A 23670-nucleotide genomic window follows, 5' to 3' on the forward strand; every position below is an offset into this window, starting at 1 on the left:
AGCACGAATACGTCGCGCCGAGAGATGAAACCGAGCGGCAGTTGGTGGCCATTTGGGCGGAGACCCTGGGGCTGGAGGCAGATCAGATAGGGGTGAAGGACAACTTCTTTGAGCTGGGTGGTCATTCTTTATTGGCAGTACAGCTTATGGCAAAAATTAACGGTCAGTTTGCGCAATCACTGCCACTGGCCATTCTCTTTTCTCACTCTACTATCGCATCGTTGGCTAAGTTAATGAGCAGTGGTGACAAACTAAATACGTTTGAGATAGTGGTGCCTTTGCAAACGAAAGGTCAAAGGAGGCCGATTTTTGCGGTGCCCGGTGTGGGGGGGAATGTGTTGTCTTTCCAGCCTTTGGCAAAAGCGTTAGAAGGTAAGGCTCACCTGTATGGTTTGCAAGCTGCCGGCCTTGACGGTAAAGCTACACCGTTTAGTAGTGTAGAAGAAACGGCTCATGCGAATATTCAAGCGATGCGGTCAGTACAGTCCAGTGGGCCTTATCGTTTAATGGGGCATTCTTATGGAGGTGTGGTTGCGTTTGAGATGGCTCGAATTCTTATACAAGAGGGGCAACAAATAGAGTCATTAACGCTACTGGACTCCTTTGTGCCTTCGGTATTGGAAGGATTGCAAAGGACTGATGAAACAACAATGTTAATTGATGTGTGCCACGCCTTAGCGGAACTTTATGGGGTTACGCTGACATTGGATATGGACCAATTGCACCAGGTATCTCAGGAAAACATGAGTGGTTATGTTTCGGAATATTTCGATGGATTGGGTATTGCTATTAGCAAAGAGCAGTTCTCCACCTTCTTTCGGGTGTATCAGGCGAGCCTTGAGAATTATAGAGCTTACAACCCATCTGTATTGACAGCTGATATTGATGTCTCTTTGTATCGGGCGGTTAAGAATAAAAGCGCCATTGAGAATTTACCGAAAGATCATGGTTGGAACCCATTGTTATTGAGCTCGATTACTATTCATGATGTTGGCGCGGGACATTTTACAATGCTTGAAAAAAACCATAACCAGCAGATAGTTGATCGGCTGGTAGACACGTTTTTTTTCGAAAACAATACATTCGACATACCCTCCAGAGAAGACACCGTACTCAGTGAATGAGCAATCGTATTGAGTTGTAATAGTATTTAGTTTTGGAACGGTGCTTCAACAATGAAATCAAATTGGTTTTCAAATTTTAGTCAGAAGCTAGGGAAAACAAAGCTCTTTTGTTTTCCCTATGCCGGTGGCAACGCCTCAACTTTTGCGAGATGGCATGAGTCTTTGCCTCAACACTTAGCGGTATTAGGGTTACAAATGCCAGGTAGAGCTAGTCGTTTAATGGAAGCGCCTATTGATAATATGGAACAACTCACTACGATGATTGCGGATCAAATGAGTTTTCATATCAATGGTGACTACGTGATGTTTGGCCATAGTCTGGGAGCCAGGGTTGCGTTTGAAGTTGCCGTGAAATTAATGGAGCGAGGCGTGCCAAGCCCTAACTATTTTCTTGCCTCAGGGAGTCCTGCGCCATCCCTAAAACGGACTGAGGCGCCGATATACGATTTGCCCGAAACAGAATTTATTGAGGAGTTACGTAAAAAAGGAGGTACACCGGAACTAATATTGCAAAATGAAGAATTGAAATCCATTTTTCTACCGGCCTTAAGAGCAGATTTCAAAATGGTTGATCATTATCGGCAGAGTGATCGCAAACTTAAAGTGCGAGCACATGTCTTTTACGGTGTTGAGGATAATACCATCTCAACTGAGAGTGCTATGGGTTGGAAATATCATTTTACTGAAAGCTGTGCATTTCATGCTGTAAATGGCGATCACTTTTTTATTGATAACAATCGAGAGGATGTATTGAGCCTAATTAGGCAGATCCTAGTTGGGTAACTCCTAGCTGGGTAAATCCTTGGAGCTTCATAGTGCGGAATTGGTTGGTCTCGTCTGGTAGTTGAGATGAAGTCATTTGAAAGCACTTGGCATTCTTGACCCTTCTATCGATAAGTGTATGATTTTGTCTCTGCCGACTACCAAATTTTCTACTTGGAAATTATTGGTTGTGGATGAAACCTATTTTGCAATATTGATTGACTGTGACTAAATAAAGATCGCTTTGAATAAACCCCATATCCTGATTGTTGATGATAGACACGATATTTTCTTAAGTGCCAGTTTTGTACTAGAAGATAACGGCTATTACCCACTCCAAGCAAAAAGCCCCGGCGAAGCGCGTGCCAAAATTAAACAGAATCATATCGATCTTATTCTGTTGGATATGAATTATTCCCTTGATATCAACTCTGGTGAAGAAGGGCTGGCATTTTTATCCTGGTTGTCCGAATCCTCTTTTATGATTCCCGTTGTGGCGATGACCGCTTGGGCGAATGTTGAACTGGCGGTAAAAGCAATGCAATTAGGGGCTGGCGATTTCATAGAAAAGCCCTGGAAAAATCAGCGCTTATTGCAAATCATAAAACAACAACTCAAGTTGTCGAACTTGCAGAATCAGAATCAAAAACTCAAACAACGCTTAGAGCCTAAAAAGCAAGAAAGTTTTACTTGGCGTTCTGACTGCATGGTACAGCTGATGCAGCAAATTGACAGTGTTGCCGATACCGAGGTGAGTATTTTACTGACCGGCGAAAACGGTACAGGCAAAAGTCAACTGGCCGAGAAAATTCATTCTCTGTCTTGTCAGAAGTCAGGCCCTTTTATTGCTGTAAATATGGGCGCGATCACCGATAGCTTGTTCGAAAGTGAAATGTTTGGTCATAAAAGGGGCGCTTTCACCGATGCAAAAAGTAATCGCATTGGCCGTATAGAGTTGGCCAAACAAGGCACGCTATTTTTGGATGAAATCGCCAATATCCCTCTTTCCCAGCAAGCTAAATTGTTGCGAGTGTTGGAGTCTGGGCAATATGAAGTGTTGGGTTCGAGTCAAACCCAACAGATGAAAACCCGAATTATCAGTGCCACCAATGCGGATCTTCATGGATTAATTGCGACTGATAGATTTCGTGAAGACTTATATTATCGTTTAAACACGCTGGAGTTTCGAGTACCCGCTTTGCGTGAGCGGGAAGAGGATATTATCCCTTTAGCAGAACATTTTATTGCGATTTACAGGATGAAGTATCAAAAACCCACGATGACTCTTGGTGAAACCTGTCAACGAGCGTTGTTGAACTATCCTTGGCCAGGTAACATCCGGGAGTTAAGTCATTTAATGGAGCGAACGGTATTGCTAGCCCGAAATACCGAGCTTTCGGAGAATGACCTCCCAATTACTCCCAAATCGGCTACTGCAAAATCAATATCTGTAACAAGAGAAGATACTTTTTCTACTATGACACTGGAACAGTCAGAGAGACATTTAATCGAACAAGCGTTGGCCCGCACAGACAATAATATTACGCAGGCTGCTAAATTACTTGGTCTGACGAAGTCGTCCTTGTATAGACGATTGGAAAAATATAGTGATATTCAAAGGTAAAACCTTAGAAGGGTTTATAACCTTTTGGCTCTCTTTTTTTGCGGTATTGTTTTTAGCCCTTTTGTTTTTGTTGATGTGGCAGTTTAACCTCTGGGCATGGAACATTGCTCTGGTGTCTGCGTTAACCGCTTTAATTTATATTGTGGCTATCGTTCGTTTTCGGAACCGGATTATTTCCAGTTTTCAGCGCGCCCTACTGCACCTGGAAGCGGTGCACCAGGAAGATTATAAACAATACGCGAAAGCAGTTTTCCCCGATGGAGTTGTGGGTAAATTTCATCATCAATTACGAGATTTCAGTTTAGACCTATCTGAAAAAAAACAACGTTATGATCAACATGCCTTTTTGGTTTATCAGTTAATTGATCAGCTAGAAACTCCGGTATTGGTATTTAATAATAAAGAGCAATTGAGTTACGCTAACGGTGCTTTCAGCCAACTGTATACTGGGCAGCCATGGCAAATGTTCCGACATGCTTCTCCTCAACTATTGGGATTAGTCAGGCAGGAAAGTGGGTGGCAGCTCAAAAATGAGCAGGAAAAACAGCAATGGCAGATTAGCCACAGTGTCTTTATTGATGCGGGTGTGGCGCATCAGCTGTTGGTGTTTACGAATATCGGATTTGCTTTGAGAAGCAGCCAGGTTAAAGCTTGGCAACAAATGATAAAAGTGATGGGGCACGAGATCAGAAATTCACTCACGCCGATTTCAACCATCGCTGAAGGGTTGTCTGAGAGGGCCACTTCTGAGCGCGATAAGAATGCGCTAGCATTAATATCAGACCGTTGTGTCCATTTGCAGAGTTTTATTAACCGGTACGCTTCCTTGTCTAGAAAAATCAATCTGGTTTATCAAGACATTTCGGTTGCTAGGTTGGCGGCTCGAGTTCAGGGGTTGTTCTCTGATCAGAAGCCTGAGACTGTGTTTAATGTGCAGAGCATTTGGGCAGACCAAACGATTCTAGAGCAAGTACTTATCAACCTAGTGAAAAATGCTTGGGAAGCGGGAGCCCACAAAGTTATTTTAGAATTCAGTGAAGACAACAGCCAATCCATCATAAAAGTCATTGATGACGGGCACGGGTTTACCAATCTGGAGAATCTTTTCGTCCCATTATTTTCGACGAAACAGGATGGACAAGGAATTGGTTTAAGCTTTTGTCGCAATATCATTGAGCAACATAGAGGGAGTATTAGCCTGGTCAATAATTGTACAAAGGGGGTGACCGTTACCCTAACGTTGCCTTTGAAAACAGATAAATAATGCAATATGGGTGGGTAAAGCGTCCTGTGAATCGATTCAAATATTCCTATAAAAGCTTTTTTTGATATCTGACAACAAAGTTTGGCACGTTATTCGCTCGTGTATGCACTCATTATTTCTTGGTGTATTAAAATGACAACGTTAAAAAAGGAAATAACGGCATGCCTAGACAATCTCACATTTTAAGAGAGTTGTTCCCCCGATCTTTACAGCAAGTTGAAGAAATATTATGGACGGCAAAATCGAAACTAGAAATGCGCTGTACCCTTAAAAGTTTATCTGAAACCCAGGTTGTTCTTGAAGTTGAGAATGACGTTCCGGAAGTGGGTACGCCTGGTATCGTTTGGTTACCTTATTTTAGAATCTTTCCTGTAGTAGTAACAGCGTCTACTGATCATGGCTTCACTGCGGAGTTTGATGGACTCGACGATGTGATGAAAAAATCTTTGGATTTTTTCCTAGAGTCAAGAGAAACAGGCACTCAGCAAAGAAGACCTGGGTGGGTGGTACGAACGCTTTACAAGACGGTTTATTCTATTGAACAGAGAATGAAAGGAATTGAGAATAGAACTTTTTTACCGCAAGACTATCCTTGGTCACTAGACTTTGAGAACCATTACGCATCCATTCGCAGGGAGGTGGATAATATATTCAATAACGTGGATGTAGGGTCGATTCCACTAGGGGTTGATCAGTTTCCGAAAGCGCATTCTGTATTGGTTGCCCAACAAGGCAAAGTTGAAGAAGAAGCAAAACAACTTCTTCCCACTCTTGCTCAAGTAGTGGGAAATGTGCCTTCATTGGCCAATGCAGAGTTGAGTATTCTTGCTCCCGGCGCAGAACTACGATTGCATAAATCTGCATTCAGATGTTTTTTGCGAATGCACTTGGGTATCATCATTCCTAAAGGTGACGTTTGTCTGGAATTAGAAGGGGAACGGCTTGAATGGCAAGAAGGTAAAGTGATGATATTTGATGACTTTTACCCTCATCGTGCATGGAATAAAACAGAGCATACGCGCGTTATTTTAATGGTTGATCTATTTCGTCCTATGCCTAAATGGCAAAAGTATTTTCTTCGTTTTGCTCAGCAATATGCTATTCCTCGATTACCAACAATTCCAAAAGAATGGTTGAGCTGGTAGATTGACGGCTCATTCTGCATAAGTGGATTACCCACAGCACAACTTATTCAATTCACTTACTTTTGATTGAAAGTGTTTGATATTCTCAAATTCAAGTTTACTTTGAACGTAAGTCAATTTGATCGTAAGTTAATTTGAAAGCAGAAAACGTCCGATTTCGGAATAGGAGTCCGATATCGGACTCCTGTTCTAAAGCCGAATACTTTCGCCTTTCTATTTCTTTGCTTTTTTCCATTTTTCAAAACCTCATTCTCTAAATAAGTCTGCTCTCTTTCTTGAATCATATTCCCAACCCCTTTGTGCAGCTAAGGTCTATTATGTTTGGTGCGTTTAGGGAGTTTGAATGAATGAAGCTTTACTGGATTGGTATTTGATCATCACATTGGATTCTTGTCACGATTCAGTTCAATAACAATTGGTATGTTATTCGCAAGAGCTTTAAGAGTAATCTGGAAATTCAACACAGAATATAAATAGTATGACTTACTTAAATGTGCTAGACCACAGAAAAGAGAAAACAGGATGAAGCATAGCAGCTATCAACTCAAACAAGCATGGGCCGGCTTAAGCGTAAGAAAAGGCTTTCTAGTCACGGTTGTATCCACACTGGGGATAACCTTAGGTGCTTTATTGTGCATTTTGACGTTAGCGTATGTAGTGATCGTTAAGCCCTTACCTTACTCGAATCAAAATAATTTGTATCAGCTGAATGCGAATTTATTCAACGATAAGAAAGAGATGATGGCGGCCAGCTTCACTTATCCAAGCCTGATACATCTTTATGAAAATCAGTCTGTATTTCAGCAATCTGCATTGGTCCATTATGGTGAGGGTGTTATCAGCTCCTTGCCGACGCAACCGAGAGTCAAAAGTACTTTCGTTACCCCTGACTGGTTTAAATTGGTTGACAGTAAAATAGAAATGGGGCGCTTGTTTGAAGAATCGGAAAATAAAGAGACGTTTAATCCTGTTGCCATATTAACGTACAGCACTTGGAAGAATACATTTGGTGCAGACAGTAATATTCTGGATAAGACGATTTTAATCAGTGGCACTAATTTTCGTGTTGTTGGAGTATTGAGCCAATCTTTTATCGAGCCAGAACTGAATGGTGTGGGTATAAAAACCGATATCTTTTTACCTTGGGATTACAATCCCACTAATGAGCAAGTTCGCAATAGTTGGGGGCAAATAGACCAAAATCGTCGTTTTGTCGGTATGTTGGATACCGATTTAAGTAACAACCAAATTGAACAGTCTTTAACACCATTAGTGAGTGATAAATGGCAAGAAAATGTTGCCGGTGTTGAATTTTTCAGTGGCTGGTATATTGAGATGGAATTACTGCCATTTAAAAAGGCTATTCTGGGTGACAGTCAAAATTCAGTTCTATTGTTATTAGCTGGAATGATAGGGCTAGTCCTTATCGCCTGTGCCAATATCACCAATTTATTTATGTCACGTACCGCTGAGCAACATCGCCAGCTGGCGATTCAAGCGGCTGTGGGGGCCAATAAAAGCCATTTATTCTATACCCTATTAGCACAATCTGGTTTGCTGGTATTTTTATCCATCATAGTGGCTTTGTTTGTAGCAAATGCTGGATTTTGGGTATTGCAACACTATCTCGAACAGCGTATGCCAAGAGTGGACGAGCTAGCAATTAATGCCGTAACACTTGGCGCTGCACTGCTAATAGCCTTGCTTTTAGGTTTATTCTTTGCTCGCTTAAGTACCAGTTTAGTCAACTATCGTGCTTTAAATTCTGTCTTACAATCCAGTGGCAAAGGTACCGGAATTCAGGTTTCACAAAACGTCAGAAAATTACTGGTTGTCTCTCAAGTGGCTATCGTGACGGTTTTGATTTTCGTTAACCTGGGCCTTGCACGCGATTCACTGAAAATTATTAATACGCCAATGGGCTTTGAAACTGAAAATATTACCAGCTTGACGGTTAGCTTTGGTGCTTCAGGTGAATTTTCTGAAGAAGAAATCGCTGCCATGTTGGCAGAATTGAAAAGTAAATTTAAAGATTTACCTCAAGTGGACAGTGTTTCTCAGTCGCTTGCGCCATTTGGCTTCTTAGGTATGTATGCTCAAACAATTCAGGCTACACAAGAACGGATGGTTGTCGAAACACGCCCTGTTGATAATGCGTACTTTAGTATGCTCAATCAACCCTTAATTGAAGGCGACTTTTTCACCCAATCTGACGTTCAAGACCGTAACCTTCTACTCATTGTTAATGATGTCTATGCTGACAAAATCGCACCGCAAGGCAGTGCGCTAGGCAGTAAAATAGAAATGGGCAATAGCGAATATACTATCAGTGGGGTGGTGAAAGGGATTCAAATGCCAGCGGCAGCTGATATTCCTATGCGTGCGTACCCCGTATCAAGAGTTACGCGTACCTGGTTTATGCTGAAATTGAAGCCACAGCAAAGGTTATCTCGTGAACAAGTGGTATCTGTGCTTGAAGAGGTGAACGGACGAATTGATTTAATGGAACTCGGTTCGCTGGATAACCAGAAGGTACAGTTATTGTTTACACAATATACCACGGCGATTACAAGCGTAGTATTGGCAGTATTAACCTTCTTTATGGCGTCTATTGGTTTATTCGGTGTTGTTAATTACACCACTCAAATGCGCCGCTTTGAATTAGGGACACGCCTTGCCATTGGCGCTAAACGTGCTGACTTAATTGGCTTAATTGTTAAAGATAATGCGGGTGCGGTAGGGATAGGCGTTATCGTGAGTGTTCTGATTTTGTTAGGTCTTTCTATTGGCTTTTCTGAAAGCTTATCCAGTTATATTACTCTGCAACTGATACCTTTATTTGTCTCTACTCTGATGTTAATTGGCATTATCGTTTTGTATGCTTGTTATTGGCCTTTGCGCCCCATTATTAACGCACCGCCTATTTACTCTTTGCGCAATAGTGAATAATCAACGCATCAGTAAGCAATTTAACAGTATTCACGCTGTTTACATTTCCAAGAGTGAGTATGAATAAATTAATTATTGTGAGTAAAGCGTAAAATGATCGTAAAAGTTAATGATTTAGTGCCCGGTGAAACGCGTCCTTTGGATGAGATAGACGTGACGAACCTCAGTGAAGAGGAATTTTGGTCTACCTATGTTTGTAAACATAGGCCGTTAGTCATTAGGGGTGGAATAAAACACTGGGCTGCCTGTGAGAAATGGCAAGAACCACAATACTTACAGTCTATAAGCAATAGCGTTAATGGGAGTGTTAGATATCGACGCGCTTTCAATTCCAATCCCGTTCCACCTATTACACAAAAAATGGAGTTGAGAGAGGCTCTCAATGCGTTGATTGAAACACCGCATGATAAAACCTTTGCTATTCCAGGAATGAATCTTCCTAAGCGTTGGAAAGAGGACATAGGCAACTATCCATTTTTGCAAAGTCGGATAAAAAGAAAGCCGATTTTTTATCAGCTAAATCGACTTTTTTTATTCAGAAATGCCTCCACAGATTGGCATACTCATCCGGCGGATGAAACGATTTGTAGCCAGATAGTAGGATCGAAAAAAGTGTCGATGTTCAGATGCACTGATAAAAATTGGGATAAATATGCCCCTTATATCGAAAAAAATATTCATCATATGTCGCTGGATGAGTCTTATTTTCCCGACAAATCAGATCTAATCAAGTTTGAAGGCGTTCTTCAGGAGGGAGATTCGCTTTATATTCCTCCGTTTTGGTGGCATGCCTTAGATTCCAACGATACAGAGTTTGGGATTAACCTTGCCAGATGCTTTCGTTCGCCACTGAGCCGAGTAGGAGACTTCAATGAACCGGTACTCAAAGATCTCAGAAAATATACGAGTATTCGACAGCAAATCTGGGTAGATAGCTTGATTATTTTAAGCTCGTTAAATAGGAAATTTAAGGGTGAAACATGGTAGTGAAGATTTTTAGTTTTGTGATGTTTGGTGGATAGAGTATGGATGTTGTCAAAAAGAAGCCGCAAAATAAAATATTTCAGAATAAATATCAGTTGGCGGGGTTCGTGACGGTACTATTTGTTGCGTTATTTTTATGGTCTTGGAAAAAATCCGCTTTGGTATCTGTATCGCGTAATGAAATTTTGATTGAGCGTGTCGACCAGGGAGACTTGGATGTCATCACCAAAGGCTTCGGAATTTTAAGCTCCAATAAACAACAATTATTAACCACATTAACTCAAGCGTCGGTTAAAGAGATTGTGCTCAAGCCCGGCGCTTATGTAAAGCCGGATAGTATCATTGCTCGTTTGGAAAACCCTGAGTTAGTGCAAGAAGTCGAAAGTGCTCGCCAAGAGCTAGTGCAAAGTAGGGCTAATTTGCGCCAAATTAAGTTGAATAATCAGCGAGAAATACTGAATGAAACGGCGAATTTAGCGGAAATGACCGCGCTTTATGAATCGGCAATGCTGACGCGTCAAGCCGAAGAAGAGCTGGTTGAAGAGGGTATTGTATCGCAACTGTCTTACCAGGAGTCGGTGCTGGAAGAGAAGCAATTGGCCAAACGCATCGATCTCCTACAACAGCGCATAGAACAGTTAAAGCTGGTACATCGAGAGTCTATCAATGTTCAACAAGAACGTATTAAACAACAGCAAGGGCAATTAAATATCAGACAGGCTAGAGTGGATGCGTTAGAGGTTAAAGCGGGGATTTCAGGTGTGTTACAGCGGCTTTCTATTGAGTTAGGGCAAAGTTTGGCCGCAGGACAAGAAATTGCCCTGATTGGTAGTGTGACTGATTTAATTGCCTTGATTCGAGTGCCGCATGGTCAGGTGCAACAGGTTGTCGTCGGGCAATCAGCGGTGATCGACACCCGGAGAGATAAAATTGAAGGTGTTGTTACCCGCATAGATCCCATTGTTCAGGACAACACTGTCGAAGTGGAAATTAAACTCCCTGAAGATTTGCCTGCCAGTGCTCGTCCGCAACTTAATGTGGATGCCGATATTATCGCTGATAAGCTCAATAATATTGTTTATATCAAGCGCCCTGCAAACGTGAAACCGTTTAGTGAAATTTCGTTGTACCGCCTTGATGCAGAGACTTCAACAGCAAACTTACGCACCTTAAAATTGGGGCGTCAAGCAGGACGGTACATAGAAATTGTTTCAGGCGCAGAAGCTGATGATGTTTTCATTATTTCAGATTTGCCCAATCTAAAAAGTACGGTTACGAAAATCAATATTAAATCTTAAATGTCAATCGAATAAAATTTAGAGAAGCTGGAAAAATCATTATGAGCGAAATTAAAATACAAATGAAAAACATCTCTAAAGTCTTTGAAACTGAAGAAATGGAAACCCATGCACTAAAAGACGTTAACTTAACTATTAAAGCTGGTGACTATGTTTCTATTTCTGGACCATCAGGTTGTGGTAAGTCAACGTTGTTGGGGTTGTTGGGGTTGTTGGATATGCCTTCAGGGGGTGAATACTTTGTTGAAGGCGTTAACGTTTCAAGTCTTTCTCTGAATGAGGCCGCTGAAGTAAGAAATAGTAAAATTGGTTTTGTTTTTCAATCTTTTAATTTAATTGATGAAATTTCAGTGTTCGATAATATTGCGCTGCCGTTACGCTATAGAAAAGATAAATTGAACACTCAGGAAATAGAGCAAAGAGTTAATAAATGTTTAGAGCTAGTCAGTATGACTCATCGAAGTAAACACAAACCTAATCAGTTGTCAGGTGGTCAGCAGCAGCGTATTGCTATTGCTAGGGCGTTGGTAAATGAGCCAGCAATTTTATTAGTTGACGAGGCAACGGGTAATTTGGATTCTAATACTGGCGATCAAATTATGGATGTATTAGATGAATTAAATCAAAAAGGCACTACCATCTGTATGGTAACTCATGAATCTCGTTATGCGGACAGAGCGACTACGCAGCTAAAGTTGTTGGATGGTGCGATTTTGACTACACCAGAATTGACCTCTTGCAGCGCCCTCCAATATGTCTGATCCATTTTGTGGTATTTGATAGTTTAGTGAGTATTGCCAGTGCAGTGGAGCGGTTCAAAATTTTGTGTTATGTGCTTTGTAATATGTACTGCTTCTGTTCGACCTGAATACGGCTTTATTCTCAGTGATGTAAGCGGCCCCTCTTTTCTAGTGAGAGGTTTCCAGCTTTGATGTGGGAAATGGAATGGCGCTTTCGAAATTTAACCCGGCGAATAAAAAACCGAGCAAACGCTCGGTTTTTTATTGAGCCAACTCGTCGGACTCAATGGCGCCAATGGTGCCGTTGCATTTTGGCTTCCATGGCTTTGGCGGTGGCGGTAGGCAGTTGATTGCCGCCGTCTTTTTCAAAGAAAAAGGCTTGGCGTTGGTAATTACCGCTGGCCACTTCGTTCATGGTGGAGACATCGTACAAGCGACCGTTAATCATCGTGTGGCTGATCATTTCCGATTGACGAATATCCGTTAAAGGGTCGCCATCGATAATCACTAGGTCGGCTAATTTGCCTGGTTCAATGGAGCCGATGTCGTTGTCCATGCCCAAATGAATGGCGCCATCAATGGTGGCTCCACGGATGGCTTCCCACGGGGTAAACCCACCTTGTTCCATCATCCACATTTCCCAATGGGCGGCGAGACCTTCCCGTTGGCCGTGGGCGCCGATTAAGACACGAACGCCTTTATCCCGTAATTGCTTGGCGGTGGTGGCCACATTGAAATGGTTGTAATGGTGGTCTGGCGCGTGTGTACGGCGCATGCTGCGTGGTTCCACAAACTGTTTGGGGGAATAGCGCATTAGACGTTCGTTCATCCACACATCAGTGCGGTCATACCAGTAGTTTTCCCCGGAAATACCCCCGTAGGCGACTCCAAAGGTGGGTGTGTAACCGGTATCGACCTGTTCCCATAATTGTTTGATGTCATCGTAAATATGGGCAATGGGCAGGGCGTGTTCGATACTGGTATGGCCATCCACCAATTGATTGAGATTGTGTTGTAATTTCATGCCACCTTCGGGCATGACCATAATCTGGTGTTTTTCCGCTGCTTCAATAATTTGCTGTCGAGAGCGACGGCCAAGCTGATTGTAACTTTTTACTGATATGGCACCGGCTGCTTTTAATCGCTCGATATGAAATTCGGCGTCTTCTAAGCTGTTGACTTCTGAGGTGTAACCGGGGGCATTGGCGCCGTACAAAATGGTGCCGGTGGAGAAGGTGCGTGGGCCGATGACTTTTCCGGCTTTTTGTAATTCTGCATGGGCGAAAATTTCGCTGGTGTCGTTACTGGGGTCGTGAATAGTGGTCACGCCAAACGATAAGTTGGAATACTGCATCCAATTTTGTTCTGGGGTGATTTCTTCCATACCGGCACCGCCGTGAGCATGGGCATCCACCAGCCCTGGAATAATGGTTTTACCCGTGACATCGATAACTTCCGCGTTTTCAGGCACCTTGGCGTTGTCTTTGGTGGTGACGCTGACAATGCGATTGCCTTCCACAATCACAACGCCATTTTTGATGATTTCCTGTTGAGTGTCTGCGTTTTTCATGGTGACGATATTGGCCCCCACCAACGCTAGAGTGCTGTTGGGTTTATCGGCTTTGACCGTAAAGCCTAAATCCACGGTGCGAATATTGGCTTCTTCTGAATCTTCTTTTGCACCGTTTTGTTCGAAGAAGACAAAGGCGTCTTTTAACGGACGATTATAGAGCAAAGGGCCGTTCGACCAGTTTAACGATTGGCTATCAGCCGACCAATGTAAAAATTCTCCGGCCCGTTGTGACACTTGTTTAACGGGCACGGATTTAGTATTGCGGCTCACCGATAGGGGTTTTCCGGCTGGGGTAAATGGCATGACAAACGCATTAAAGTGTTCGGTAAAGGCGAGCCATTGGCCGTCTGGTGAGACGGTATAACTGGTGACTTTTTCTCCTTTGGCCAGGACGCGTTCATCGAATCCATTTAAATCGACACTTTTTAATTCCAACCCAGAGTCGCCTCGGCTTGAAAAAAGAATGCGCTTGCCATCGTGGCTAAATTGCGGGTGAGTGCCGGTATGGGTGATTTTTTTCGGTGTGCCGCCTTTTGCCGATACCACATAAATACCGGGTTCCGCTGACCATTGTGGTGACAATAAATAACCGCCGGTTATTTTTCTATACACCACCCATTTTCCGTCGGGCGAAAATTGAGGCTCTACATAATGGCCGGGGGCAGACACCAGCACTTTGCCACGACCTCCTTTGCTGCTCACGGTACGAACGGTACCTAAGGCTTGATCATCCCATGTGGTGTAGACCACACGTTTACCATCACGAGAAAGCGCAGGCCAAAATTCGAAATGGTCGTTTTGTTTTGTTAGACGTTTTTGTTTTTTGCTGCTTTGTTGTGGTTGGCTATTGGAAGCTGAGGATGTGTTCTCGATGGTCGATTGGTACAAATGACCTAATGTTTGAAAAATGGCGGTTTTACCGTCGGGAGTTTCTTGTGCCCAGCGTAGCATCTTGGTTTTAAATTCATCGGGCGCGACGTCTACTGTATAGCGTAAGGTTTTTCTTACCTGCTTCGTGGTTTTGACGTGCAAAGGGATTTCGCTAATCGCTTTGGTTTCGGTATTTAAACGATGGATTTTTCCTGCCGTCCAAAAAACAAGATCCCGATTATTGGGCATCCATTCGAACGAAGTGGTGTTGCCATGGGAGCCGGCGGTTTCTTGATTGTCACGTTCAAGTTTATTAAAAACCGCTTCTTCATTGCCCGAGGCGAGGTCTTTGATGTAAATGGCGCTGTTAAAGTCCGACAAACGTTTGACGAACGCGACTTTTTTTCCGTCTGGGGAAGGGGTGGGGCGTACCGCGCCACCGGGGCCGCCAGTTAAGGTATCGGTTTTGCCAGTGGCCAGTTCTAAACGTTTAATGGAAAAAATTTCACCGGTGGAATCTTTGTTGTACTGCCAAACCCAGCCGGGGGTGGTGTCTTTGCTGTAATACACGTATTTGCCATCGGGTGAGTAGGCAGGTTCGCCCATGGATTTCTGGGCTTTTTTTCCATCCGGGTGATTGACCAATTCGACACCCGCACCACCGTTAATGTGATACATCCAGATCTCACCGGAGGGAATACTGCGGCTATATACCGTGCCTTTGCGGGCAGCGATCCATTGGCTGTCTGGTGACCAGGCTGGGTTGTGAATGTTGTGGCGGGTTTCTTTGGTAATTTGAACCGGCTCGCTGCCATCGGCATTGATGACCCAAATATTGTCGTAGCCGTCCCGGTCGGAAATAAACGCAATTTTTTTGCCGTCGGGGCTAAAGGTGGGCTGAAAATTCCACTCTATGCCCTGAGTAAGGGCAGTGGCTTCGCCGCCGGCGATGGGGAGAGAATAAATATCCCCGAGCATATCAAAAATCAGGGTTTTGCCATCGGGGCTAACATCGATAAATGACCAAGTGGTGGTTTGGGTATCAATAGTGATGTCACGCCATTGGCCGGGGGGGGCAGACACATCCCATGCTTTGTTTTTCTCTTCGTTGACGCTCTCTTCGTTGACGCTCTCTTCGTTGATGTTTTTTTCTTGCGCATTTGGTCGGCCTGCTTTTGTTGTGAGCGAAGTCTCAGTGGTTGCGGCCAGAACGGACACAGAGCTTGCCGTTAAAAGGGGGAAGCTTAGTAAGGCGCCACACAGGGCATGCGCTATGCGATTTCGCATTTGAATCTCCTAAAACAGTGTGTTTCGTTATTGTTATGGGGCGCACAACAGCGCTGAATTCTTTCTATAACGTGCGAGAGTACACTTGTCTCAACGTTAGGTTCATCTCAATAGTGATACTTCACACGTTTGGTTTAGTCTCGGTTTAACTTAATACCGGTTTAACTTAATACCGGTGTAAATTTTCTACCTAGGCGGTGGGGAGCAAATTGGGAGGGCGCTGGAGCTAAGGTGAATAGTTTGAGGCGAATAGTTCCGCTATAGCTCCAGAACAACTCGAAAGCCAATACTCTTATCGCGAAGTTTGGCTGACATGGGGGATCGACGAAACACGTTCAGGTCTTCGGCTTTGTCGATCATGCTGCCACCACGGACCACACGATCTCGGCAGTTTTTGGGTGTTTTCGCCTCGTAGGAGGGTTGGTAACAGCTGGAAGTCCATTCAGCAACATTACCGGCAAGATCGTAAATACCAAACTCGGTTCCAGTAAAATGGGCCACAGGAGCGGTTTTAATGGTGAACAGATTATTGAATGGACTGTTGCAGCCGCGCTTGCAGTTGGCGGTGCCTCGTGCGCCAGCGGCGTTGCGGCCCCATGGGTATTCATGATTGCCTCCTTGGCTGGCAACGAATTCCCATTCGGTTTCCGTAGGTAGGCGGTACGTCTTGCCTGTGCGTTGGGAAAGCCAGCGTGCGTAGGCTTGGGCATCGTCCCAAGAGATATTGATCACTGGGCGTTTGCCTCGGCCCCAGTTATTGTCATCGGGAATAGGGCGTTTGGTGGCTGCGGTGAAGATTTGGTATTGATCAAACGTGATTTCGGTAGCGCTGATGGCGAAGAAATCTTTAATGGTAATATCTCGACGAGGTTGGGTATCGTCATAGCGAGTACTGCCCATAATGAAAGAGCCTGGCTTTTGAACCACCATGTTGGGCCCCATGACGCCACCACCCACTTCATGTCTAATGATTTGCCCTTCCTCATAACTGCGCTTTAAGGCTACCGACAGAGTACGGTCGTCCCGTAATCGCACCCAGCGGCTGTAAGTACGATAACCCGTGTTGGAGACTTCAATATGGTAGCTGCCTGGTGCCAGTGCGATCCCATCTTCGTAACGTTCTTTAATGTTCATGATTCGAACACGAGCCGATGTGGGGGAGGGTTTCACTGTGAGTTGATAAGTGGGCGAGGTTGATGTTGTTACAGAGGTTGATGTTGTTACAGAGGTTGATGGTGTTACAACAGGGTTTGAGCTGATTGAGGCAGCTTCTGGTGAGCGTGTAGAGCGTTGACTGTTTTGGAAGTCGGTCTCGATGGGTACACCAGTGCTAGGGTTTGTTTTTTCTGGGGTGGCAGTTTGAGCTGTTCGTTGAATATTCCCCTTAGGTTCTGTGGTGTTATCTGTTGTGGCAGATGACACGACCTCTTCTGGAGTGGCGGTCTTTGAGGGTTGGTTGTCTGAAGACTGTGTGCCTGAAGATGGGAGATTTGAAGACAGTGGGGCGTTTTCTTCAGACCCAGTGAACATGATGCCGGCGCCAACCAGTAGTAGTAGAGTCAGAACCGCCGCGCTATACACATAGGTGGTGCGATTGACACGACGCTGTACGACGGGTTTATGGGTTGTGTCTGTGGCGGCAGGGCGAATTTGGGTGTGCTCGCCGCTGGCGGCTGACTCGGGTTCATCAGAAAGATCGGGAGCCGAGTAACTTATGCCTTCTGCCGTGGCCAGTCTGCGTTGAAAAGCTTGGGTGATATTGGCAGCGGTGGTCACCAATAAGGCTTTCAGTAGTGGCCAGGTACCGAGTTCCTCGTCTTCTGTGGTCGTTCTGAGTCGTCCGCGATTCAATGTAGTTTGAAGCTTGTCCACCATTGCCACAATATCCGCGCCCGTTTGAAAGCGGTCTTCAGGGCTTTTCGCCAACATTTTGGCCAGCATGGGCTGCAGGAGTGCTCGTTCAGGTGGTAGTTTCGGAATGGGGGCGGTTAGGTGTTTGATCGCCACGGCGACGGCATCTTCTGCCTTAAAAGGCGGTTGTCCGGTTGCCATTTCATAAAGGACGACACCCAAACTATAGATATCCGAACGGCCATCAGAGGGCTTACCCCGAGCTTGTTCTGGGCTCATATAATGGGGTGTTCCCACGACGGTTCCTGCGGTGGTCATGGAGTTATCAGCACTGATGGCTTTGGCAACGCCAAAATCGGTTACCACCGCTGAGCCGTCATTGCGAAAGAGGACGTTTTCGGGCTTGATATCTCGATGAATGTATCCTTTGCTGTGCGCGTGCTCCAGGGCTTGGGCAACTTGCTTGATGGCGGTTAAGATTTCCCCTATTCCCATGCCGTGGTGGATGCGATCGGCCAGAGAACCACCGGGTAAAAAGTCCATGGCGATGTAATTGAGGCTCTTATGTTTGCCAATATCGTAAATTGAGACGATATTCGGGTGAGATAATTGCCCAACAATGCTGGCTTCCCGTTGAAAGCGTTCTGAAAAAACCGGGTCTGAATTAAGGGCCGGTGACATGATTTTTAAGGCGACTTCGCGGCCAATTGAACGCTGCACGGCCAAGTAAACGGTAGACATTCCGCCTTGGTTAATGCGTCGAAGAATTCGGTATCCGGGTAATTGCATGAGTGTGTCTGTTGCGCTCAGTGTTTGTGATTTGGAAACGAAGAGTGTTGAGTCGTGTCGTCAGTATCACGTCTGGGCGCATTGCTCCGAGCATTGTTGCTGTCGGGGCGAGCCCCATGAGTTGTTTTGATGTCATGGTCTTTTTTTAACATACCGCTTTTATCTAGCATAGACTGTGGGGCATCTCTTTCTGTGTCATCGCTGGGGCGCACCTTGTGCTCTACTTCCAGGGGTTCGATTGACAGAGGTTCGATTGACAGAGGCTCATCCCCTGCGTCTTTTACTTTTAGTACTGGTGTTGCCAGAGGTGTGTCGTGCTCTGAGTGCTGTTGGCCTTGAAATATCTGATTTTGGCATCTTTGGTTTTTATGCCCCTGATATTCAATTTCATCGTCTGTAGAGAGAAAGACGGGCGTGTCTACGTTATCGACGTGAGCAGTAAGAGGGGACGGTGAGGATAAGGCCCCCCGTTTGCCATTGAGCTTTCGCGACAAGCTGTGAGTGTTGGGCCTACGGTGGTACCACTTTTTTAGTTTTTGTTGTAATCGCTTGAAGGCACTCGGTTGATTAAGAGGCGATTCAATCACCACCACAGTCACGTTGTCATTGGCGCCCGAAAGCAGTGCGGCGTTCAGTAATTTTTGGGTTGCCTCTTCTGTGGTGCGACAGCCCAATAAAATATCGGCCATTTGTCCATCGGTCAGCTCTCCGGTTAAGCCATCGCTGCATAGGATAAGCCATTCATTTCGACGCCAGCTTAGGTGACGCTTACCGACTTTGATGCGTGGAATGTCCCGACTGCCAAGGCATTGGGTGATAATGTTGCGCTCTGGGTGGACGCGGGCTTCTTCGGGTGTGATTAGTCCCCGATCGACAAGTTGCTGTACTAAAGAGTGATCGTGGCTAAGTAATTCTAGGGCGTTGACACTACCGCCAAAACGCCATGCATAAGCGCGGCTGTCTCCAACCCAGGCTAATTCGTAATGATGATTGTTCATCTGAGCCGCGATGACGGTGGTACCCATGTACAAATCTTCGTCAGCAGATTGATCTACAATAACCGCATGGGCCTTCAAAATGGCCTCTTCGAGGTGAGCACCATCGGACATGGCGCAGTTGATTTGTAAAATGGCGGTCGCGCTTGCTACTTCCCCTGCTTGATGACCTCCCATGCCGTCTGCGACGACAAAGAGGCCTTTTTCACTGTTGCCACTGTAAGAGTCTTCATTGCTGCGCCGCGTACAGCCAACGTGGCTCGTACCAACAAATCGCGGGGTTCTCAACTCACTTTCCATGCTGGCGTCTCCGGGGGGGCAAAGCACTGGAGGTCAGTACTTCGTGGCGTCTTCCAGTGGGGCTCACTGAAAAACTTACCGTTGCAACATTGTCCGGAATCTTAGTGTCCGCTTCTACAGAGTCCATTTTCACACAGTCCACTTTATACATCGTCCATTGTTATTGAGTTCAACTGTTATTGAGTTCAACTGTTATTGAGTTCAACGTTTTTGAGATCAATATCGTCATTGAGTGTTATCGTGCTATCGCTCTTTATTCATCGCTCTTGTACCCATAGAGTGTCAATAGGCACATTCCCACTCATCCTAGTTTTAACAATACTTTGCTTTTAACGACACAGTGTTTTTTGTTGCGACACTGGGAGTCAATACTGGCGTCAGTATCATTTCAAGTGCAAAGAACGTCACAATTCCCGAATGAAGACACAGAAATCGCCTATTGGCTATCATAGCGCTAGGTGGTGCTTTGGCGCAAAACACAAGATGACGATTGTCTGAAAAACTGCCACAATATTGTCGACATAGAACAGTCGAACTCCCTTTTTTGATGATGTTTTCATCAATTTGACTTTTTTTTTGCAAATCGTGAACAACCAACGTAATTTACAAAAGTTAACCGATTAGACAAAAACAGCGTGATTGGGTGCCATGTTAAAACTGCGAATTGAAGGCCAAAAAGCCAGTGAAATCTGGTTGGTGGAGCCAAAAGTTTTGATCGGCTCAGATAGCCAGGCGAGTATGGTAATTAGGGATGAGAGCGTGGCTCCTCAGCATTGTGAGATTTATGCCAAGGGAGAGAAGCTTGCCATTAAGCGCCTGTGTGATGGGCAAATTCTTATTAATGGTCGTAAATTAGGCCAGCAATACTCTCTGAAAATCAATGATCGGCTAACGGTAGGGCAGACGAACCTGGTTGTCGTTGATCCTAAAGTTGATAGCGCCAGTGAGTCTGCGAAAACTCACGAGAAGGCACAATCAAAAGTGGCTTCAGTATCAGAAGCCCAATGGCATTTGGTGGGTAAAAACGGGCCGTTATTGGGGAAAGCCTTCCCAATTACCGATGGCATTACGGTTGGTCGCTCTACCGAATGTGAAGTGTCGTTACCTGAGGCGCATCTGTCACGTCGGCACGCCCAATTTCAAGTCATTGGCACGAAACTCCGAATTGTCGATTTAAACTCGGCCAATGGCACTTTTGTTAATGATCAACCGATCGTTACTGAGTCCATCAGTCATGGTGATGAAATTCGTTTTGATCAACTGGCTTTTGTCATAAAAGGTTCGAAAGAAGATCTAGACAAAACGTTTGTTCGCCCTGCCATTGATGACAATATGATCAATGCTGCGATGGCGGCGTCCGCTTCAGCGGGTGTGGATGCCACCACTCGCCGATCTCACAGCTCGATGAGAGAGGATGAGTTCCCTGTAGTTGAGAATACCCAATTGACAGAGCTGTCTTCGAAGCACACTAGGCTGCCCCTACCATTAATGTTGGCAGGAGCAGTAGTAGCGGCGGGAGTGGTGTGGTGGGCGTTAATGTAACCGGCGTAAATCATCAGGCACGGGTTTTATGACGGCTCCCAACCCACCCCGCACGACACTTTATTTGTTGACCACGCTCGGTTGTCACTTGTGCGAAAAAGCCAAGCAACAACTGTGGCCCATTCTTTCCCATGATGCTTTGGTATTGGAAGAGGTGGAAATTGCGGATAACCCTTCTTGGGTTGAGGCATTTGGAACCTCTATCCCCGTTGTGAGCATGGCAAAGCCAGATAAGCAGGCCAATATTGGTTCACATCTCAATTGGCCTTTTACCTCCGAAGAGGTAGCTGAGTGGTTATCCTCCTCCAACTGACCCGCCGGTTCTGATGTTAGTTGTTATGACGATAGTTGTTATGACGTTAGTTGTTATGACGTTAGTTGTTATGACATTAGTTGTTATAGTGTAGGAAGCCATTAGGAGTCTATCGCAAATAGTTGCATGGCATTGTTGAATGAGGCTTGAGCAATGGTTTCGGATGGCATCTGATAGCATTGGGCCAAGGTTTTGACGACTTCAGGCAGAAAGGCGGGTTCGTTTCGGCCCGACTTCGGTTTGGGTTTCAGGGTTCTTGGGGTGAGGTAAGGCGCATCCGTTTCAATCAGCAGCCGGTTTAACGGAATGCGATGCACAATATTGGCTAACGGGGTTCCTCGGCGTTCATCACATACCCAGCCTGTAATACCAATGTGCATATCCAGTGAAAGGTAATCCTGAAGGGCAGCTTCTGAATCGGTAAAACAGTGGACCACGCCACCTGATAGCTCACTGCGATAAGATTTTAAAATATCAAAAAAGTCCCGATGGGCGTCTCTTTGGTGCAAAAAAACGGGCTTTTGGATTTCAATAGCCAATTCGAGTTGCTTTTCAAAGACAGAGCGTTGATTTGATGGGGTGGAAAAATTTCGATTAAAGTCCAAGCCCATTTCGCCGATGGCTTTAACGCATGGGGTCAAGGCAAGTTGGTGCAGCTGCTTGAGCATATCGGGGGTAACATCATCTGCGTGATGAGGATGAACACCTACCGTACTATAAAGCGCCCTCGGAAATTGGGTCCCCAAGTTTCGGCAAAGTGAAATGGCTTGTTCACTGGAAGAAAGTGTTGTGCAGGTAATCAATTGATGGGTCACTCCAGCCTCAATGGCGCGCTTGACCACAAGTGTTCTGTCTTTATTGAAGCGTTTATCGGCAAGATTGACCCCGATATCAAACAATGACATACATACCTCTTACTGGTTGTTTAAAATGTTTTTTAGGCGACATAATTTTGTATCTAAGGGTATTTTGAAGGAATTGGCACTTCTAGTGAAAGCAAATAGTGAAAGCAGAATGAACGACAAATGGAGCTACTAACTAAATGGAGCTGCTAACTGAAAGGTGGCGATATTCAAGGCAAATCGAACTAACGGCCTTTTGGTGGTCTTGGTAAGCAGGGAGGGCGAACCTAGACTACGCTTGTCGTAGTCTGTGTAAGTTTATTGCCGTCTGCGTAGTTTTTCTACTCAGCTTTATCATTGTACATGGCGGTTGTACTGCTTTTAGCCGTTGTATTGAATGTAACCGTCGTACTTAACTGTTGTATTTAACCACAGGTATTATGTCTAAATTACTGCATTCCATTGACCAACGAACCAAACTTGTCGGTGAAAACCGTTTAGAGCTTTTGTTATTTAATTTAGGCTCTCAACAGCCTTTTGCGATCAATGTGTTTAAAGTTCGAGAAGTCATGCAGTTACCTGCGTTAACGGCAATGCCGCAGCGCCACCATGCGGTGTGTGGTGTTGCACATATTCGTGGCACGAGTTTTCCGGTGATTGATCTGCGTGCGGCACTTGGCCGCTCACCCCTTTATGGCTCTGATGCCACCACGAATTTAATCATCACCGAATACAACCTCTCTGTTCAGGGTTTTTTAGTGGGGGAGGTAGACCGCATCATTAATCTCAACTGGGAGGAAATTTTGCCTCCACCTGCCACCAGTGGAAAAAACCATTTTTTGACTGCGCTGACCAAACTTGACGATCGTATAGTACAAATTGTCGATGTAGAAAAAGTATTGGCGGATATTTCACCCTATCACACCAATGTGTCTTCTGATTTGCTCAATGAAGAGCTGCGAGATTGGGCAGAACAGAATCAGGTAACGGTATTGCTTGTAGACGATTCCGCCACAGCAAGACAACAAGCCAGCGCAACCCTTGCGAATTTGGGCGTGCGATGTATTCAGGCGGGTAATGGGGCAGAAGGCTTGGCGTTATTAAAAAAAATGTCTACTAAAGGCGCTATTACCGATCAATTGTTAATGTTGATTACCGATGCAGAAATGCCAGAAATGGATGGTTATCGACTGACTTCAGAAATTCGCCAAGACCCGAATTTATCGCCACTTTACGTTGTAATGCACACTTCTTTGAGTGGTAACTTTAATAAAGCCTTGGTCGATAAAGTCGGATGTGATGATTTTCTTTCAAAATTCCAACCTGATGAATTAGCAGCCAAAGTCCAAGACCAATTGGGTAAATGGAAAGAAGAAATCACACGACAAGGGTGAGCTATTGGTCACGATATTAATCAC

The 23670-nt window shown here is 44.9% G+C and carries 16 protein-coding genes; 12 read left to right on the top strand and 4 right to left on the bottom strand.

Translation table 11 applies throughout. The features are described from left to right. From LU351_RS05635 to LU351_RS05675, 9 genes are all read left to right on the top strand, one after another. A partial coding sequence (locus LU351_RS05635; protein ID WP_232593085.1) for a thioesterase domain-containing protein occupies positions 1-1124 on the top strand: 1124 nt, incomplete at its 5' end. Between the two features lie 51 nt (positions 1125-1175). After that, positions 1176-1907 carry a thioesterase II family protein gene (locus LU351_RS05640; protein ID WP_232593086.1) on the top strand — a complete coding sequence of 244 codons (732 nt, stop codon included), beginning with the start codon at positions 1176-1178 and terminating at the stop codon, positions 1905-1907. Between the two features lie 223 nt (positions 1908-2130). Continuing rightward, entirely contained in the window at positions 2131-3510 is a 1380-nt protein-coding gene (locus LU351_RS05645) for a sigma-54-dependent transcriptional regulator (RefSeq protein WP_232593087.1), read from the top strand. Continuing rightward, complete coding sequence (locus LU351_RS20880) at positions 3494-4774, top strand: sensor histidine kinase (protein ID WP_232593088.1); 1281 nt, start codon at positions 3494-3496, stop codon at positions 4772-4774. Before LU351_RS05645 ends, LU351_RS20880 begins: the two co-directional genes overlap by 17 nt. A 161-nt stretch (positions 4775-4935) precedes the next feature. Continuing rightward, positions 4936-5919: an aspartyl/asparaginyl beta-hydroxylase domain-containing protein gene (locus LU351_RS05655; protein WP_232593089.1), complete on the top strand. Its 984-nt coding sequence runs from the start codon at positions 4936-4938 to the stop codon at positions 5917-5919. A gap of 522 nt (positions 5920-6441) precedes the next feature. Continuing rightward, positions 6442-8868 (top strand): ABC transporter permease, encoded by a 2427-nt coding sequence (locus LU351_RS05660; RefSeq protein ID WP_232593090.1) that lies wholly within the window; start codon positions 6442-6444, stop codon positions 8866-8868. 93 nt (positions 8869-8961) lie between these two features. After that, positions 8962-9855: a cupin-like domain-containing protein gene (locus tag LU351_RS05665; protein WP_232593091.1), complete on the top strand. Its 894-nt coding sequence runs from the start codon at positions 8962-8964 to the stop codon at positions 9853-9855. A 38-nt stretch (positions 9856-9893) separates the two neighbouring features. Continuing rightward, on the top strand, positions 9894-11150 hold the full coding sequence (locus LU351_RS05670) for an efflux RND transporter periplasmic adaptor subunit (protein WP_232593092.1): 1257 nt from the start codon (positions 9894-9896) through the stop codon (positions 11148-11150). A 41-nt stretch (positions 11151-11191) separates the two neighbouring features. Then, positions 11192-11911, top strand: coding sequence for an ABC transporter ATP-binding protein (locus LU351_RS05675; protein WP_232593093.1), 720 nt, complete (start codon positions 11192-11194; stop codon positions 11909-11911). A gap of 262 nt (positions 11912-12173) precedes the next feature. Here the strand turns inward: LU351_RS05675 and LU351_RS05680 are convergent, their stop codons facing one another. The 3 genes from LU351_RS05680 to LU351_RS05690 all read right to left on the bottom strand — a co-directional run bounded on the left by LU351_RS05680 (position 12174) and on the right by LU351_RS05690 (position 19555). Continuing rightward, the gene (locus LU351_RS05680; RefSeq protein ID WP_232593094.1) at positions 12174-15620 is read right to left on the bottom strand and encodes an amidohydrolase family protein; all 3447 of its coding nucleotides are present in this window, start codon (positions 15618-15620) and stop codon (positions 12174-12176) included. 258 nt (positions 15621-15878) lie between these two features. Further along, a complete protein-coding gene (locus LU351_RS05685; protein WP_232593095.1) occupies positions 15879-18260 on the bottom strand; it encodes a bifunctional serine/threonine-protein kinase/formylglycine-generating enzyme family protein in 2382 nt (793 codons plus the stop codon). Between the two features lie 17 nt (positions 18261-18277). Next, the gene (locus tag LU351_RS05690) at positions 18278-19555 is read right to left on the bottom strand and encodes a PP2C family protein-serine/threonine phosphatase (RefSeq protein ID WP_232593096.1); all 1278 of its coding nucleotides are present in this window, start codon (positions 19553-19555) and stop codon (positions 18278-18280) included. 648 nt (positions 19556-20203) lie between these two features. Between LU351_RS05690 and LU351_RS05695 the strand changes: the two genes are divergently transcribed. Together LU351_RS05695 and LU351_RS05700 are read left to right on the top strand one after the other, a co-directional pair. Further along, entirely contained in the window at positions 20204-21097 is an 894-nt protein-coding gene (locus LU351_RS05695; RefSeq protein ID WP_232593097.1) for an FHA domain-containing protein, read from the top strand. Between the two features lie 28 nt (positions 21098-21125). Then, positions 21126-21410, top strand: coding sequence for a glutaredoxin family protein (locus tag LU351_RS05700; RefSeq protein WP_232593098.1), 285 nt, complete (start codon positions 21126-21128; stop codon positions 21408-21410). A gap of 101 nt (positions 21411-21511) precedes the next feature. Here the strand turns inward: LU351_RS05700 and LU351_RS05705 are convergent, their stop codons facing one another. After that, on the bottom strand, positions 21512-22315 hold the full coding sequence (locus tag LU351_RS05705; protein WP_232593099.1) for a TatD family hydrolase: 804 nt from the start codon (positions 22313-22315) through the stop codon (positions 21512-21514). Between the two features lie 377 nt (positions 22316-22692). On the opposite strand from LU351_RS05705, the gene LU351_RS05710 reads away from it, so the two are divergent. Next, positions 22693-23646: a chemotaxis protein gene (locus LU351_RS05710; RefSeq protein WP_232593100.1), complete on the top strand. Its 954-nt coding sequence runs from the start codon at positions 22693-22695 to the stop codon at positions 23644-23646. Positions 23647-23670: the final 24 nt, after the last annotated feature.

The organism is Marinibactrum halimedae, assembly GCF_021234875.1.
GTDB lineage: Bacteria > Pseudomonadota > Gammaproteobacteria > Pseudomonadales > Cellvibrionaceae > Marinibactrum > Marinibactrum halimedae.